Annotated in this window: 16 protein-coding genes; 13 read left to right on the forward strand and 3 right to left on the reverse strand. The window is 35.2% G+C overall.

Features of this window, described 5'->3' with window-relative positions:
- The first annotated feature begins 3 nt into the window (after window positions 1-3).
- From FAF07_RS06695 to FAF07_RS06705, 3 genes are read left to right on the forward strand one after another with little or no spacing between them, the layout of a single operon-like run.
- On the forward strand, window positions 4-240 hold the full coding sequence (locus FAF07_RS06695; RefSeq protein WP_142784370.1) for a FeoA family protein: 237 nt from the start codon (window positions 4-6) through the stop codon (window positions 238-240).
- On the forward strand, window positions 233-2,332 hold the full coding sequence (gene feoB, locus FAF07_RS06700) for a ferrous iron transport protein B (protein WP_142784371.1): 2,100 nt from the start codon (window positions 233-235) through the stop codon (window positions 2,330-2,332). The genes FAF07_RS06695 and feoB overlap by 8 nt, the downstream gene beginning before the upstream one ends.
- A 39-nt stretch (window positions 2,333-2,371) precedes the next feature.
- Window positions 2,372-2,512 carry a FeoB-associated Cys-rich membrane protein gene (locus FAF07_RS06705; protein ID WP_142784372.1) on the forward strand — a complete coding sequence of 47 codons (141 nt, stop codon included), beginning with the start codon at window positions 2,372-2,374 and terminating at the stop codon, window positions 2,510-2,512.
- Window positions 2,513-2,536: 24 nt separating this feature from the next.
- Here the strand turns inward: FAF07_RS06705 and FAF07_RS06710 are convergent, their stop codons facing one another.
- Window positions 2,537-3,193 carry a metal-dependent transcriptional regulator gene (locus FAF07_RS06710; protein ID WP_142784373.1) on the reverse strand — a complete coding sequence of 219 codons (657 nt, stop codon included), beginning with the start codon at window positions 3,191-3,193 and terminating at the stop codon, window positions 2,537-2,539.
- Between the two features lie 498 nt (window positions 3,194-3,691).
- Between FAF07_RS06710 and FAF07_RS06715 the strand changes: the two genes are divergently transcribed.
- The 9 genes from FAF07_RS06715 to dcm all read left to right on the forward strand — a co-directional run bounded on the left by FAF07_RS06715 (window position 3,692) and on the right by dcm (window position 12,524).
- Window positions 3,692-4,876, forward strand: a complete 1,185-nt coding sequence (locus FAF07_RS06715; RefSeq protein ID WP_142784374.1) for a di-heme oxidoredictase family protein — start codon at window positions 3,692-3,694, stop codon at window positions 4,874-4,876.
- 1 nt (window position 4,877) lies between these two features.
- A complete protein-coding gene (locus FAF07_RS06720; protein ID WP_142784375.1) occupies window positions 4,878-5,318 on the forward strand; it encodes a QcrA and Rieske domain-containing protein in 441 nt (146 codons plus the stop codon).
- A complete protein-coding gene (locus FAF07_RS06725; protein WP_142784376.1) occupies window positions 5,315-6,544 on the forward strand; it encodes a hypothetical protein in 1,230 nt (409 codons plus the stop codon). The genes FAF07_RS06720 and FAF07_RS06725 overlap by 4 nt, the downstream gene beginning before the upstream one ends.
- A gap of 126 nt (window positions 6,545-6,670) precedes the next feature.
- Window positions 6,671-7,576 (forward strand): metal ABC transporter solute-binding protein, Zn/Mn family, encoded by a 906-nt coding sequence (locus FAF07_RS06730; protein ID WP_142784377.1) that lies wholly within the window; start codon window positions 6,671-6,673, stop codon window positions 7,574-7,576.
- 57 nt (window positions 7,577-7,633) lie between these two features.
- Window positions 7,634-7,780, forward strand: coding sequence for a hypothetical protein (locus tag FAF07_RS18510; RefSeq protein ID WP_185956533.1), 147 nt, complete (start codon window positions 7,634-7,636; stop codon window positions 7,778-7,780).
- Between the two features lie 89 nt (window positions 7,781-7,869).
- Window positions 7,870-8,607 carry a metal ABC transporter ATP-binding protein gene (locus tag FAF07_RS06735; RefSeq protein WP_142784378.1) on the forward strand — a complete coding sequence of 246 codons (738 nt, stop codon included), beginning with the start codon at window positions 7,870-7,872 and terminating at the stop codon, window positions 8,605-8,607.
- Window positions 8,608-8,792: 185 nt separating this feature from the next.
- A complete protein-coding gene (locus FAF07_RS06740) occupies window positions 8,793-9,920 on the forward strand; it encodes a metal ABC transporter permease (protein ID WP_142784379.1) in 1,128 nt (375 codons plus the stop codon).
- Window positions 9,913-11,073, forward strand: coding sequence for a metal ABC transporter permease (locus tag FAF07_RS06745; RefSeq protein ID WP_142784380.1), 1,161 nt, complete (start codon window positions 9,913-9,915; stop codon window positions 11,071-11,073). The genes FAF07_RS06740 and FAF07_RS06745 overlap by 8 nt, the downstream gene beginning before the upstream one ends.
- A gap of 167 nt (window positions 11,074-11,240) precedes the next feature.
- Window positions 11,241-12,524, forward strand: coding sequence for a DNA (cytosine-5-)-methyltransferase (gene dcm, locus FAF07_RS06750; protein WP_142786557.1), 1,284 nt, complete (start codon window positions 11,241-11,243; stop codon window positions 12,522-12,524).
- Here the strand turns inward: dcm and FAF07_RS06755 are convergent.
- Window positions 12,476-13,183, reverse strand: a complete 708-nt coding sequence (locus FAF07_RS06755; protein ID WP_142784381.1) for a PmeII family type II restriction endonuclease — start codon at window positions 13,181-13,183, stop codon at window positions 12,476-12,478. The two genes, dcm and FAF07_RS06755, sit on opposite strands and share 49 nt — an antisense overlap.
- Before the next feature lie 114 nt (window positions 13,184-13,297).
- Between FAF07_RS06755 and FAF07_RS06760 the strand changes: the two genes are divergently transcribed.
- Window positions 13,298-13,657, forward strand: a complete 360-nt coding sequence (locus tag FAF07_RS06760) for a YraN family protein (RefSeq protein WP_142784382.1) — start codon at window positions 13,298-13,300, stop codon at window positions 13,655-13,657.
- Between the two features lie 93 nt (window positions 13,658-13,750).
- Here the strand turns inward: FAF07_RS06760 and FAF07_RS06765 are convergent, their stop codons facing one another.
- Entirely contained in the window at window positions 13,751-15,085 is a 1,335-nt protein-coding gene (locus FAF07_RS06765; protein ID WP_246067796.1) for a TlpA family protein disulfide reductase, read from the reverse strand.
- Window positions 15,086-15,103: the final 18 nt, after the last annotated feature.

Consider the following 15,103-nt stretch of genomic DNA (forward strand, 5'->3'; position numbering starts at 1 on the left):
AGCTTGGAAGATACTTTAGCCAATTTAAAACGTGGAGAACGCGGCATTATAAAGGATGTTTCGTCAGTTCATATTCCATTAAAGCTCCTAGAAATGGGGTGCTTACCAGGTAATAGTGTCAAACTAGTACAAATGGCTCCATTCCAGGATCCCATGTACTTAAACATCAATGGCACGCATTTAGCCATAAGAAAGGAAACTGCTATCCATGTTTTAATTGAACGCGTAGCAGATGAGTAAACAAATAAATGTTGCCTTAATTGGAAATCCAAACACAGGGAAAACTTCCGTTTTTAATGCCTTAACCGGACTCAATCAAAAAGTTGGTAATTACCCAGGCATAACGGTTGAGAAAAAAGAAGGTATTTGTAAGCTTCCCCGCGGTGTGAAGGCACATATTATAGATCTACCTGGTACGTATAGCTTAAACGCTTCATCCCTTGATGAAAATGTTGTTATAGAACTTCTTCTTAATCGAAATGATAAAGACTTTCCAGATATTGCGATTGTTGTTAGTGATGTCGAGAACTTAAAACGTAACCTGCTCCTTTTTACCCAAATAAAAGATCTTCAAATTCCTGTTGCCTTGGTGATTAATATGGCAGATAGAATGCGTTATAAAGGCATTTCGCTAGATATTCCTTTTTTGGAAGAACACCTTAAAACAAAAATTGCATTAATTAGTACCCGTAAAAATGAAGGTATTGACACTTTAAAAGATATTATTGCCAATTATAAGGAGTTATCGGTCACACCATGTTTAAATGCTTCTGAGATTGATGTAGAATATTTTGAAAACCTGCGAAAAGCCTTTCCAAATCAATTACTCTATAAACTTTGGCTCGTCATTACCCAGGATGTTAACTTTGGTAAAACCGACCGAAATGAAATTGATGCTGTTGCAAATTTCAAAACTAAAAGCAAAAGCGATTTAAAGCGGTTACAGCAAAAAGAAACCATAAAACGCTATCAATTTATAAACAACGTACTTAAAAAAGGGCAAACTATAGACGCCTCTCAAGCTAAAGATTTACGAACCAAATTGGATCGTGTTTTAACCCATAAGGTTTGGGGTTATGTCATATTCTTTTTAATCTTGCTTACTATTTTTCAAGCCATTTATGACTGGTCTAGTGTTCCCATGGATTTTATCGATGGTGTTTTTGCCTCATTAAGTGAATGGACAAAAAACGAACTACCACAAGGTGCATTTACAAGTTTGCTGGCAGAAGGCATCATTCCCGGACTTGGCGGTATCGTTATATTTATTCCGCAAATTGCCTTTCTGTTTTTATTTATTGCCGTACTTGAAGAAAGTGGTTATATGAGTCGTGTGGTGTTTTTGATGGATCGCGTCATGCGCCGTTTTGGTTTAAGTGGCAAAAGTGTTGTTCCCTTAATTTCAGGAACAGCCTGTGCCATTCCCGCTATAATGGCAACCCGAAATATTGAAAGTTGGAAAGAACGCCTCATTACTATTTTAGTGACGCCATTTACCACCTGTTCTGCAAGACTTCCGGTATACTTGATTATTATTTCACTCATCATTCCCGAAGGCCGCTTTCTTGGATTGAGCTTTCAAGCATTAACGCTCATGCTATTATACCTTATTGGCTTTGGTACCGCCGTTATATCCGCCTATATTTTAAATAAAATTTTAAAGATTAGGAGTAAAACCTTTTTTGTGGTTGAAATGCCTAATTACAAGCTGCCGTTATTAAAAAATGTCGTTTTAACGGTTGTTGAAAAAACAAAATCCTTTGTTTATGGTGCCGGGAAAATAATTTTAGCAATATCCATTGTGTTGTGGTTTCTAGCATCTTATGGCCCGGGCGAAGATTTTAAAAATGCCGAAAATATAGTAAACATAGAATATGCCTCTCAAAATTTATCTTCAGAAGCTTTGCAACAAAAAATCGCATCGCATAAATTAGAACACTCCTTTATTGGCATCACTGGAAGAGCTATTGAACCTGCTATTAGACCCTTGGGCTATGATTGGAAAATTGGTATTGCCATAATAAGCTCTTTTGCTGCTCGGGAAGTTTTTGTTGGCACTTTGGCTACAATTTACAGTGTTGGAAGCGATGAAGAAGCCACCATAAAAAACAGAATGGCTGCTGAAATTAATCCAATTCTGGGTGGTCCATTATTTACGTTTGCTTCTGGTATTTCATTGTTGCTGTTCTACGCCTTTGCCATGCAATGCATGAGTACTTTGGCTATTGTAAAACGTGAAACCAATAGTTGGAAATGGCCCATCTTACAGCTAGTAATTATGAGCGGATTTGCTTATATTGTAGCATTAATTGCTTTTCAGCTTTTGAAATAAAAATTGGTAAATTATAAGCGCTAATAACGACAAAGACCTATGAATCCTCTTTTGCAAAATATTTTAGCCTTTTCTGCACTCATAGTTGCTGTCGGATTTCTAGTGGCTAAATTTATCTGGAAACCGAAGAAAAAATCCTCTAAAGCCTGTGGCGGTGACGATGGTTGTGGCTGCCATTAAATTATATTAACTACAAACTCGTTCTTAACACAATTTAACAAACAAGTTATTGGCTATTATATTAGATATAATAAGTTCTTGTGTATTTGTTTTTATTTTTATTGAATTATCAAAAGGTTCTCTATTGCTTACTTGGAACTTTGTTCCTAAAGCAATATTATTTTTATCTAAATACTTTAAAAAATCTGACGAGGAATCTTTAACACCAACACAGATGCAGTCCTCTCCAATTGGAACTTTCGATAAAAGTATTTTATCCATTTTTTTTATATTTCCGCTTTTATCAGGAATTGGGTCGCCATGTGGATCGTGTGTTGGGAATTCTAAAAAAGCGTCCAATTGATCGATGAGCTTATCCGACTTGATATGCTCTAATTGTTCTGCAACTTCATGAACCTCATCCCATGAAAAATTGAATTTTTCAACTAAAAACACCTCCCAAAGCCTATGCTTTCTAATAATATTAGTTGCTATTTGATTCCCTTCATCAGTAAGATTAACGCCTTGATATTTTTTGTAAGCAGCATAGCCTTTTTCTGATAGTTTCTTTACCATGTCTGTTACCGAAGAAGCTTTTGTATTCATTTCTTTTGCTATAGCATTTGTACTCACATTAATAGCTCCTTGCTTTCCTAAATGATAAATGACTTTTATATAATTCTCTTCGGTAAGTGTTATCATCGCTATACTAATTTTTAACAACAAATATAAAATAATTAACCCGTTGTGTATTATGGTTTGTTCAACTTAATTTGGGTGCCAGTTGGGTTTCTATAACGTAACCAAACGATTTTTAAATAGATTTCCACTTTTAATAATCCCAAAGATGCTATGTATGATTTTGTTTCTAACAACACTTAAAACCACCATTTTGTTTTTGCCTTCCTCTTTTTCTTCGAAAATATATACTTAAATCATTTCTGGCTTAATGACGCTCATTACATCTAAATGGAGTAATTTTTTCATCAATCTGATTTTAAGTAGAAAACTATATCGAGAACTAGTTTACTCTTCGGAAGTTTAATTCTCGATACTAATTTCACGCATATTTATTAGCAAAATTCACGCGAAGTGACAAATTTTCGCCAAAAAGCATCCAGATAATAATTAAATCATTAAAATAATTTTTAGATTAATCTAAAATAATATTTATATTTGCAAAAAATAAATATCAACTTAATGAAAAAATCATGTTTTATTATTAGTTTAGTCGTAACACTTATTTGTGTGTCGTGTGATAAAGCCATTCTCGAAGGTCCTTTAGATGAAAATGTATTAGATGGACAAATAGAAGGGTTATCATTTGATGAAAATATTCAGTTTTTAAATGGAGATGAGGCTTTTGCAGAAGTGTTTACATCAAGTAATGGATTAGGCCCTTTGTTTGTTGCAAACAGTTGTGTTACCTGTCATGCGGGGGATGGGAAAGGACATCCTTTTACTACATTAACACGATTTGGACAAATAGACGCAAGTGGAAATCAGTATTTAAACTTTGGAGGTCCTCAATTACAAAATAGAGCGTTACCCGGTTATACTCCAGAGGCTATTCCAAGTGGAGCAACATCGGCAAAATTAACACCTCCAATAACCACAGGATTGGGATTTTTAGACGCAGTAACGGATGCAGATATTATTGCAATGTCCGATCCAAATGATGCAGATGGCGATGGTATTAGCGGCGTACCAAACTGGGCAGAAATTCCACCTTATGTGATTTTAAGAGCCAATGCCATAGCTCAAAACGGAAAATACATTCATCGTTTTGGAAAAAAAGCTGCCGCATATGATTTATTACACCAAACCGTATCAGCATACAATCAAGATATGGGAATCACCTCTACTTTTGAACCAATTGACACCTATTCTGGATTAGAGGTTGATCCAGAAGTTTCAAATAATGCCGTTAATGATGTTGTTTTTTATCTTAAGACATTAAAAGCTCCTATTCAGCGTGATGAAGACAATGTGTTTTCTGGTAAAAATATTTTCTCAGAAATTAAATGTGCTAGTTGCCACAAACCAACATTGAAAACTGGATTTTCTCCTATCGAAGCAATCTCAAACAAAGAATTCCATCCTTTTACCGATTTATTATTACATGACATGGGAAGTAATTTAGATGATGGCTATACAGAAGGTGGTGCATTAACTGCCGAATGGAGAACACCGCCATTATGGGGGCTTGGGTTAGCTCCAGACTCTCAAGGTGGTGAGTATTTTTTAATGCATGATGGCCGAGCCAGAAGTATTGAAGAAGCCATACTTTTGCATGAAGGCGAAGCAGCAAATAGCAGATCACTCTATCAAAATCTTTCTCAAACAGAGAAAAATAATTTGATAGAATTCTTAAACTCTCTTTAAAATGAACAGAAAAGAATTTATAAAAACATGTGGGTTTGCTTGTGCAGGAACACTTGTTTTTGGCAGTGTTTTTCAAAGTTGTTCTTCAGTAAAAATGATTTCTGGAATAATTGAAAATGATATCATTATTGTTAAATTATCTGACTTTATAATCTCAAAAGATAATTCCTTTAGGAAATACGTAATTATACAAAATGAAAAATTAAATTTTCCGATAAGTGTATATCGAATAAATGATACTCAGTATAGTGCGTTATGGATGCAATGTACACACCAAGGTAACGAATTAACTGCTTTCGGAGACAGACTTCAATGTTCTGCCCATGGTAGCGAATTTGACAAAAACGGCAATGTAACCAATGGTCCTGCATCTAATCGTTTAAAGACATTTCCAGTTGTAAAAGAAAAAGAATTATTAAAAATTTCACTAAAAACGGTATGAACAAATTCATAATATTACTAGTAATTGTTGCTTTATCGATACCTGAAAGTATCGCCCAAATTGATGATTCATTATTAAGAAAAACACAAAAAGACACCGTAAATAAATCTATGAATATGGATGCTGTTTACAACAGACCTTTTCTTGGCTTAGGCAAAACACCTATTTCAGTTGGAGGTTACGCCGAAGCCAATTGGCAATATTTAGGTACGGATGGTGTTAGTGAGGGGCATCAATTTCAAATGAGAAGAATGACTCTATTCGTTTCTTCAACCATTAGCAAAAAAATTAAATTCTTGAGTGAAATTGAATTTGAAGAAGGAGGAAAAGAAATTGCGATTGAATTTGCTGCAATCGATGTAGAATTTCATCCCCTGTTTAATTTAAGAGGAGGCATTATCATGAACCCAATAGGCGCATTTAACCAAAATCATGATGGCCCAAAATGGGAATTTACTGATCGCCCTATTTCAGCAACACAAATGCTACCTGCAACATGGAGCAATGCTGGATTTGGACTGTTCGGGAAAACATATTCCGATAATTGGATGTTTGGTTATGAAACCTATTTATCAGGCGGTTTTGACAACACAATTATTGATAATGCAGAAAACAAAACCTTTTTACCTGCAGCTAAAAACAATGAAGAACGATTTGAAGAGTCTGCAAGCGGAACCCCTTTATTAACTGCCAAATTGGCTGTACGCCATAATAAAATTGGAGAATTAGGAATCTCCTATATGGGAGGAATTTATAATACATTTGAAGATGATGGTGTGGTATTAGATGAAAAACGCAGGTTGAACGTGTTTGCTTTAGACTTCAATACGACCATTCCAAAAACAAACACTTTTATTGTAGGAGAATGGGCTTGGATTTCTATAGATATTCCTTCTACGTATACACAACAATTTGGGAACAAACAAAAAGGTGGATTTGTTGATATTGTACAGCCCATACTAAAAAAAGAGATGCTAGGTTGGGAAAAAGCGACTTTAAATGTGGCATTTCGTTTGGAATATGTAGATTGGAATGTTGGTGAATTTAACGAAACAGGAGGAAATATTGGTGAAGATACTTGGAGTATCGTACCAGCAATTAGTTTTAGACCAACATCAGAAACCGTATTTCGATTAAATTATAGATACCAGCAACAATATGACCTTTTAGGCAATGGTCCCGCCGAAACTAGTGGACTTAGTTTTGGGGTTTCTACCTATTTTTAGTAATATAGCTATTATGAAACATCCATAACTAAAAATTAGAGACATAAAGGAATGATTATATGGATGTTCCATGCCTGTGCTGAGCGCAGCCGAAGTATGACCGATAAAATAAATAGATAAAGACACATGAAGCAAATAAGGATCATACTACTTACAGCAATAATTTTAATAAGCTGCAAAACCGAAAAGAAAACCAACGGCAAACTAAACGTTGTTACCACGACATCTATGATAACCGATTTGGCTAAAAACATTGGTGGCGAGCATATCAATTTACAAGGTTTAATGGGTAGTGGCGTAGACCCACACTTGTATAAAGCCAGTGAGGGCGATGTATCAAAGCTTTCAAATGCTGATATTATTTTTTATAACGGTCTACACTTAGAAGGTAAACTGGTTGAGGTTTTCGAGAAAATGAAAACCATACAAACCATGGCCATTTCTGATGCTTTAGACCAAAAAACCCTAATTGGTTCAGAATATTTTGCTTCAAATTACGATCCGCATATTTGGTTTAATGTCGATTATTGGATCCAAGCCACACAATTTATTGTCAATAAGCTTTCTGAAGCCGTTCCTGAACAAAAAGCAGCCTTTGAAGCCAACGGTATCAATTATACCAAAAAGTTGGAATCCTTAAAAGTACACTTGAAATGCATCATTGAAACACTTCCCAAGGAAAAACGTATTTTAGTAACCGCACACGATGCCTTTAACTATTTTGGGAAGTCGTTTGGGTTTAAAGTTGTTGGCTTACAAGGCATTTCAACCGCTACCGAAGCTGGCGTACAGGATGTTCAAAAACTGGCAGCTTTCATTATAGAAAACAATGTAAAAGCTATTTTTGTGGAAAGCTCGGTGCCAAAAAGAACCATTGAAGCCTTACAAGCCGCCGTAAAGTCTAAAAATCACGACGTAACGATTGGCGGCACGCTGTATTCTGATGCTTTGGGTGATGCGGGAACTGTTGAAGGCACATATATTGGTATGTTTCAGTACAATGTAAATACGATTGTGAATGCACTAAAATAAGTTTTCAGTCACAGTCGCAGTTTGCAGTGCTTGCTCAAAACTTAAAAACAATTAGCTTTGAAAAATTATTTGAAGCTGTTTCCTGCTATCCGCTGTATCTTTTTTGAAGAAAAATCAAAAAAGGATGCCGCTTCTATCAGGGCTAAATTATCAGCTATTGTTGGTGTTTTATCGAAAATTAAAGGCTTCCTGCAAGGTTTTTGAAACCTAGTAGGTATAAAACAATAAAGTTCAATTAAAAAGATTCCCGCTGAAGTTTATCTTGAGCGTAGACGAAAGATAGGAATGAAAAAATGAAACAAAACATTGCAGTACAAGTAGACGATTTAACGGTAGCTTATAACTATAAACCCGTGCTTTGGGATATCGATTTAGAAATTCCCGAAGGCGTACTTATGGCTATTGTTGGACCAAACGGCGCAGGGAAATCAACCCTTATAAAATCCATTTTAGGGATTTTAAAACCTATTGCTGGAAGTGTTTCTATTTATGGCAAACCCTATGAAAAGCAACGCTCGCTCGTAGCTTACGTGCCTCAAAAAGGAAGTGTGGATTGGGATTTTCCAACCACAGCATTAGATGTCGTGATGATGGGGACTTACGGGAGCTTAGGTTGGATTAAGCGCCCTGGATTGACACAAAAAAAATTAGCTCTAGAAGCCTTAGAGAAAGTAGGGATGCTAGCTTTTAAGGGCAGGCAAATAAGTCAGCTTTCTGGCGGCCAACAACAACGTATTTTTTTAGCCAGAGCTTTGGTACAGAACGCTTCCATTTATTTTATGGATGAGCCTTTTCAAGGGGTGGATGCGACCACAGAAATAGCCATCATTAATATTTTAAAGGAACTCAGAAAAGAAGGTAAGACCGTTATAGTCGTGCATCACGATTTACAAACGGTTCCAGAATATTTTGATTGGGTAACTTTTTTAAATGTCAAAAAAATAGCAACAGGTCCTGTTAAGGATATTTTTAATGATGATAATCTCACTAAGACCTATGGTATTAACTATAAAGTGAGTATTCAGAAATAATGAATCAAGAAATGAAGACGCAAAGCGTAGCTTCTAACAAATAATTTCGAAAACGAAAGGTGTTAAAACAATTTCCTGATTTTGATATAATTTTTTGGTTCGTCCCGATAGTCATCGGGATATACCAAGACAACATAAACTGACAATAAAAATATGAGATTCTGAAAGAAGTTCAGAATGACATTATGGATATAACAGAATACATAAAACTCGTCTTTACAGACTACACCCTAAGAACCATAACCTTAGGAACTGCTGTTTTAGGTGCCGTAACTGGTATGTTGGGTAGTTTTGCAGTGCTTAGAAAACAAAGCCTATTGGGCGATGCCATATCACACGCTGCCTTACCAGGCATCGCCATTGCCTTTTTAATAACCGGTGCAAAAGACAGCAACGTACTCTTGTTGGGTGCTTTAGTAAGTGGGCTTATCGGGACGTTTTGGATTAGAGGTATCACCACAAAAACACACTTAAAATCTGACACGGCACTGGGTCTCATTTTGTCTTTATTTTTCGGTTTTGGGATGTTACTCCTCACGTTCATTCAAAAACAGCCCAACGCCAATCAGGCAGGTTTAGATAAGTATTTATTCGGGCAAGCCGCCACTTTAGTTGAAAGCGATGTTTGGCTCATGGCCATTGTCACTGGTATTTGTTTGTTTGTTCTTTTACTTTTTTGGAAAGAATTCAAAATCCTTTTGTTCGATGCCGACTATACTAAAACACTAGGTTTCAACACAAAATTTATCGATATTCTAATCACCTCGTTTATAGTACTAGCTATTGTGTTAGGCCTGCAAACCGTAGGTGTCGTGCTTATGAGCGCTATGCTACTAGCACCCGCTGCCGCTGCAAGACAGTGGACTAACAGCCTTAGTGTTATGGTGTTTTTAGCAGCGCTTTTTGGTGCTTTTTCAGGTGTGGTTGGCACCGCAATTAGCGCCAGCCAAAACAACCTGTCCACTGGACCCGTTATTGTGATCATTGCTGGTATATTTGTGCTGTTTTCATTTATATTTTCACCTAGTAGAGGTTTGTTATTTAAGCATATTAGATTCATTAAGAACCGTAGAGATATCGAATTGCACAAAACATTAGCATTCATGTATCACATTGCAGAAACACACGAGAATATTTCACATCCTCATGCTGTTAAAATCTTAAATAATTTTCAAGGGTTTACCAAAGGCACACTTCAGAAATTGGTAGATAAAGACTATGTGACTATACACGGGAACGAATGGAGTTTAACTGAAGAAGGCTTTAAAACAGCAGCAAATTTATATAATCAACAACCAGCACCTAATGAGTAGTGCACAGATAGAAATACAACTTATTGCTTGCTTGGTGGCGGTGGCCTGTGCTATTCCAGGTACGTTTTTAGTACTCCGGAAAATGGCAATGATCAGTGATGCTATTAGTCATTCCATTTTACCTGGTATTGTCATTGGCTTCTTTATTACCCAAGATTTAAATTCGCCAGTACTCATATTTTTGGCGGCGTTAACAGGCATACTAACCGTAGTGTTGGTAGAGCGCATTCAAAAAACAGGTTTGGTAAAAGAAGATACTGCCATTGGATTAGTCTTTCCAATTCTATTCAGTATTGGCGTTATCATGATTGCTAAAAACGCCAACGATGTGCATTTGGATGTAGATGCGGTTTTGCTGGGTGAGTTGGCTTTCGCGCCTTTTGATAGATTACTCATTTCGGGTGTTGATGTTGGACCAAAATCCTTATGGATTATTGGAAGCATTCTTATCGTAACTATAGGCTTATTAATTGCTTTTTTCAAAGAACTTAAGGTCAGTACATTTGATGCTGGTCTAGCTTCGGCATTGGGGTTTTCTCCTGCTATTATTCATTATGGATTGATGACCGTGTCTTCTATCACCACCGTAGGTGCATTTGATGCCGTAGGCGCCATTTTAGTCGTGGCATTAATGATTGCCCCAGCCGCTACAGCTTATTTACTGACCACCAATTTAAAACGGATGCTTTTGTACGCCGTATTATTTGGCATATTCAGTGCCCTTTCTGGGTATTGGCTCGCCCATTGGCTAGATGCCTCCATATCTGGATCTATAACGACTATGCTCGGGTTATTGTTTTTAGTGGTTTATTTATTTGCCCCCAGCAAAGGTATTATTGCGGTGTTATATCGAGAAAAACAACAAAGAACAGAAGTGTCGTTACTCACCTTTTTATTACATTTAAAAAACCATACTGAAGAACGGGAACGACATGTTAATCACCTTAGCGAGCATATCAATTGGCAAAAAGTGAGGGCTAAAACCGTATTGGACCTAGCACTTAAAAATAATATGATTTTAATTGAAAAAAACATTGTGTCACTTACTGTAAAGGGAGATGAATTTACTTCTCAAGCCATTGATTATATTATTACCAATGAAGATGCACAAATTGAAGATATGAAAGAGGATTTCTTCTTGTTTAGGGGATAGTGCCATTTAGGGCAAGCGAAGGATCTAATCTTAAATATATTGTAATTCCTTTTCGAATATGGAAAGACATTAGAATTTCTTCTTGCTTAGGGGCAAAATATATGCAAAAATATTTTATAGTTAAAACCAAATGGATATATTTGTAACCATGTGTAATGTTACATAATATGGTTATAAAGGATTACTATTCAATATCAGAAGTATCGGAAATTCTAGAAAAAAGCACAGAAACATTAAGACGTTGGGATAGCACCGGTAAATTACCAGCAACCCGAGAGCCCATAAGCGACTATAGAATCTATAAAAAGGAACAACTTGAACTATTTCCTAGATTTAATACGTATGTTAATGGAAAGAAATTTTCTGGGAATCATATAAAACCTACCAAAGAATTTTCTGTGTTAGAGCTTTTTGCTGGTGCAGGCGGTTTAGCTTTAGGACTAGAAAAAGCTGGTTTAAATTGTGTTGCTTTAAATGAAGTTGACAAATGGGCTTGCGAAACATTGCGTCAAAACAGACCTAGTTGGAATGTTTTGGAAGGGGACATTAAAAATTTTGATTTTTCAAAATATGAAAATGAAGTTGATATAGTCACAGGTGGATTTCCTTGTCAAGCGTTCAGTTATGCTGGAAAAAAATTAGGATTAAATGATACACGAGGCACTTTATTTTATGAATTTGCCAGAGTTATAAATGAAGTAAAACCTAAAATTTGCCTTGGAGAAAATGTAAAAGGCTTGTTGAGTCACGAAAAGGGAAAAACACTTGAAGGAATGATTTCTGTTTTAGATGAAATTGGTTATAACGTAGTTTCTCCGGCTCGAGTTTTAAAAGCGATTAACTATAATGTTCCTCAAAAAAGAGAACGGCTTATCTTAATTGGTGTTAGAAAAGATATTGATTTAGAATACCACTACCCTTTACCTTATGATACTATCTATAATTTAAGTGATGCGCTTAAAAAAGGAAAGCTTTTTGAAACCGATGTTCCAAAATCTGAAGGTTCTAAATATCCTAAACACAAAAAAGATGTGCTTGATTTAGTACCACAAAAAGGGTATTGGCGAGATTTGCCCTTAGATATTCAAAAAGAATATATGCAAAAAAGTTTTTATTTAGGTGGCGGAAAAACAGGAATGGCTAGACGCATTGGATGGGATGAACCTTGTTTAACATTAACATGCAGTCCAGCGCAGAAACAAACCGAACGTTGCCATCCAGATGAAACGAGACCTTTCACCGTTAGGGAATATGCTAGAATCCAAACTTTTCCAGATGATTGGAAATTCAATGGATCGGTGTCCCAACAATACAAGCAAATAGGTAATGCCGTTCCAGTTAATTTAGCAAAAGAAATAGGCTTTTCTTTAGTGAATTTTTTAAATGATTATGAAAAAATGAATCAAGAAAATTTAGCTTCAATTTCTTTAGAAAGTGTTTCAATAGTTTGATGTAAAACTTTAGTGCCATCAACTTCTAAAGCCACTTCTCCAACAGCGTCAATTAAATCATAATAGAAATCTTCTTTTCCTGTTAATCTGTGCCAAAAATCTTTTCCAACTATAACTGGGTACTTTTCGTTAATTCGCTTATAATGGGAACTTAGTTCAGAAGTTTCACCATAAATAACCCCAACAACCATATCATTAATACCAATATTTAAATTGTTGGTTCTTGCTAAACTTATAGTGCCTTTAAAATGATTGAAAATCGTTTCCACATCATCAAAGTTTATCGTATTTGGGCCAGATTTGAGTTGGCAATATTTTTTTCTTCCGTCTATAGCATCAATAAATTCAATATCAACTCCATGTGTTGTGGAACCAAAACCTTCAAAAAGTTCACTTATCAATTTTTGAATCCTCATACCAAAAGATGTATTTATAGAAGAGCCTAAAACTCTAGGCAGAACCAAAGCTTCAGCAATACTTTTGGCATCATCATTCCCCTTTAAAAAATTAGCCAAATATTTAAACAAAAAAGGGTTAATGTTATAATTCTTTAACTGACTAGCCTTTTTACAACCTACATTAATATGTGCTTTTACAATTTCATTTCTGAAAAAATTTTTAGCTTTGTTTAATAGCAATAATCTCTGATTTTCTTCCATAATTATATTTGTCTCTCAAATATAATATATTAATTCAAACATTATAATTATAATCCTACAAATAAATAGTTCGTATCTTAATAATTTAAATTCCAATTTCGCATAAGATATATTATGGCAAAACACAACGAACTAGGTAAAAAAGGCGAGCAGCTGGCAGTCGATTTTCTTTTGAAACATGATTATGATATTGTAGAACGCAATTATAGATTTCAGAAAGCCGAAGTTGATATTATAGCGCAACAAAAAGACATCCTTGCTATAATTGAAGTAAAAACACGCTCAACTACCGATTTTGGAAATCCGCAAGATTTTGTAAAAACCAAACAAATTCAGCGTTTAGTAAAAGCTGTGGATGAATATATTACTATGAACAGCTTAGACGTGGAAGTCCGTTTTGATATTATTGCTATTGTAAAAGTTGGGAGAAACTTTGAAATTGAGCATTTAGAAAATGCATTTTATCATTTCTGACTAGTCGTCCTGAACTTGTTTCAGGATCTCATAATCAACTGTAAAAATTAGTGTGATGCTTAAATGGATTCAGCATGATGTGGAAATATTCAATTAATCCTCTTCTTCAAAAAAATCCTTTAAAGCTTCGAAATTTTCTGGTTTAGCTAAAATGACCTTATTTTTATTTAATAGAAAATAGGTGGGTGTCGCATGTATGTTATAATCATTGCTAATAGGGTTATTCCATTTTCCTTGACCATACACATGAATAAATTCTGAGAATGACTTTTTCAATGCCTTCCACTTTGTGGGTTCATCTTCTAAACCAATGGCCACAACTTTTAAAGCATTTTTTTCTTGACATTTGACAAATTCTTGCAGTTGCGGAATTTCATCCAAACAATGCGAACAGGTACTGCTCCAAAACACAATAACATACTTTTCAGAACCACTTAATTCGCTCAGCTTTTTTGTGATTTTTTCATTTTTATTTGCTGTCTGAAATGAAAAATCTGGAGCCTGTCTTCCAATAGCTGTTCTAGAAAATGCAGTTAGGCCATCCATTAACTCTTTATCTTTCAAGGTTTTTGCAATGTCCATTAAATATTTATCGGAAATATAATTGGCCACATTTTCAAATTCTAAATCTATCATTTGTTGCCATAAATCTACCAGCAAAATACGCTTAATAGCATTAGGTGCTGTTCTTGCTTTATTATAAAATACATCAATATTAGTCTTGTAATTAGTGACTTCATCTACCGTTTCAGAAGACATCCCAAAAACATAATTAAGCATGCGTTCTTCTAAAAAATTAGAGGCCTGCAAGGTTTTATTATTGAAATCAACATAGTCAAAATAATGCGTTTTCAAACTGTCAACATATGGTTTTACCTTTATAATATTTTTTGGAATAAATGGCTTGTTCGCCTCAATAAAATGATAAGCAATCATACCTTTTGCCAATTTTTCATAACTCGCTTGCGCTTCGCTTTGGGTTTTAAATAAAGATTTTAAAGCAATCGTATCTTTACTTTCCTCTCTAAAAAAATTACCAATACTGTGGGTTATTAAAGACATGCTATTGGTGTAGGATGACAGCAACTTGTTTTCTGATGAGGATTGAAATTCCACTCCTGTTTCTGAATTAAAAGTAAGTTTGATATCTTCTTTCCCATTGTAAATGATATCGAAATTATAATCTTCTTGAGGAATAGCATATACCAATCTGTACATGCCTCTCGTGTTTGTAGAATCTAACTGAAACTGAAACCTACCACCCTTGCTAATTTCTGAATTGGCTATATACTCTGAAATCGTTGGCGTGACTTTATATAGAAGCGCCACATTATAATCTTCGGCTGGAGAAAACGTACCAGAAATGGTATGTTGCCCAAAAAAAAGATTGGGTAACCATAAAACAACACATACAATCAGTTTCAACATCGGAAGATTTTATTTTTA

The sequence above is a fragment of the Changchengzhania lutea genome (genome assembly GCF_006974145.1).
In the GTDB taxonomy this organism is placed as follows: Bacteria; Bacteroidota; Bacteroidia; order Flavobacteriales; family Flavobacteriaceae; genus Changchengzhania; species Changchengzhania lutea.

Coding starts and splice junctions, on each gene's coding strand:
- FAF07_RS06755 (WP_142784381.1), bottom strand. CDS start 13,183: ATGGAAGAAAATCAGAGATTATTGCTATTAAACAAAGCTAAAAATTTT.
- FAF07_RS06710 (WP_142784373.1), bottom strand. CDS start 3,193: ATGATAACACTTACCGAAGAGAATTATATAAAAGTCATTTATCATTTA.
- FAF07_RS06705 (WP_142784372.1), top strand. CDS start 2,372: ATGAATCCTCTTTTGCAAAATATTTTAGCCTTTTCTGCACTCATAGTT.
- FAF07_RS06760 (WP_142784382.1), top strand. CDS start 13,298: ATGGCAAAACACAACGAACTAGGTAAAAAAGGCGAGCAGCTGGCAGTC.
- FAF07_RS06720 (WP_142784375.1), top strand. CDS start 4,878: ATGAACAGAAAAGAATTTATAAAAACATGTGGGTTTGCTTGTGCAGGA.
- dcm (WP_142786557.1), top strand. CDS start 11,241: ATGGTTATAAAGGATTACTATTCAATATCAGAAGTATCGGAAATTCTA.
- FAF07_RS06765 (WP_246067796.1), bottom strand. CDS start 15,085: ATGTTGAAACTGATTGTATGTGTTGTTTTATGGTTACCCAATCTTTTT.
- FAF07_RS06730 (WP_142784377.1), top strand. CDS start 6,671: ATGAAGCAAATAAGGATCATACTACTTACAGCAATAATTTTAATAAGC.
- FAF07_RS06745 (WP_142784380.1), top strand. CDS start 9,913: ATGAGTAGTGCACAGATAGAAATACAACTTATTGCTTGCTTGGTGGCG.
- FAF07_RS06735 (WP_142784378.1), top strand. CDS start 7,870: ATGAAACAAAACATTGCAGTACAAGTAGACGATTTAACGGTAGCTTAT.
- FAF07_RS06725 (WP_142784376.1), top strand. CDS start 5,315: ATGAACAAATTCATAATATTACTAGTAATTGTTGCTTTATCGATACCT.
- feoB (WP_142784371.1), top strand. CDS start 233: ATGAGTAAACAAATAAATGTTGCCTTAATTGGAAATCCAAACACAGGG.
- FAF07_RS06740 (WP_142784379.1), top strand. CDS start 8,793: ATGGATATAACAGAATACATAAAACTCGTCTTTACAGACTACACCCTA.
- FAF07_RS06715 (WP_142784374.1), top strand. CDS start 3,692: ATGAAAAAATCATGTTTTATTATTAGTTTAGTCGTAACACTTATTTGT.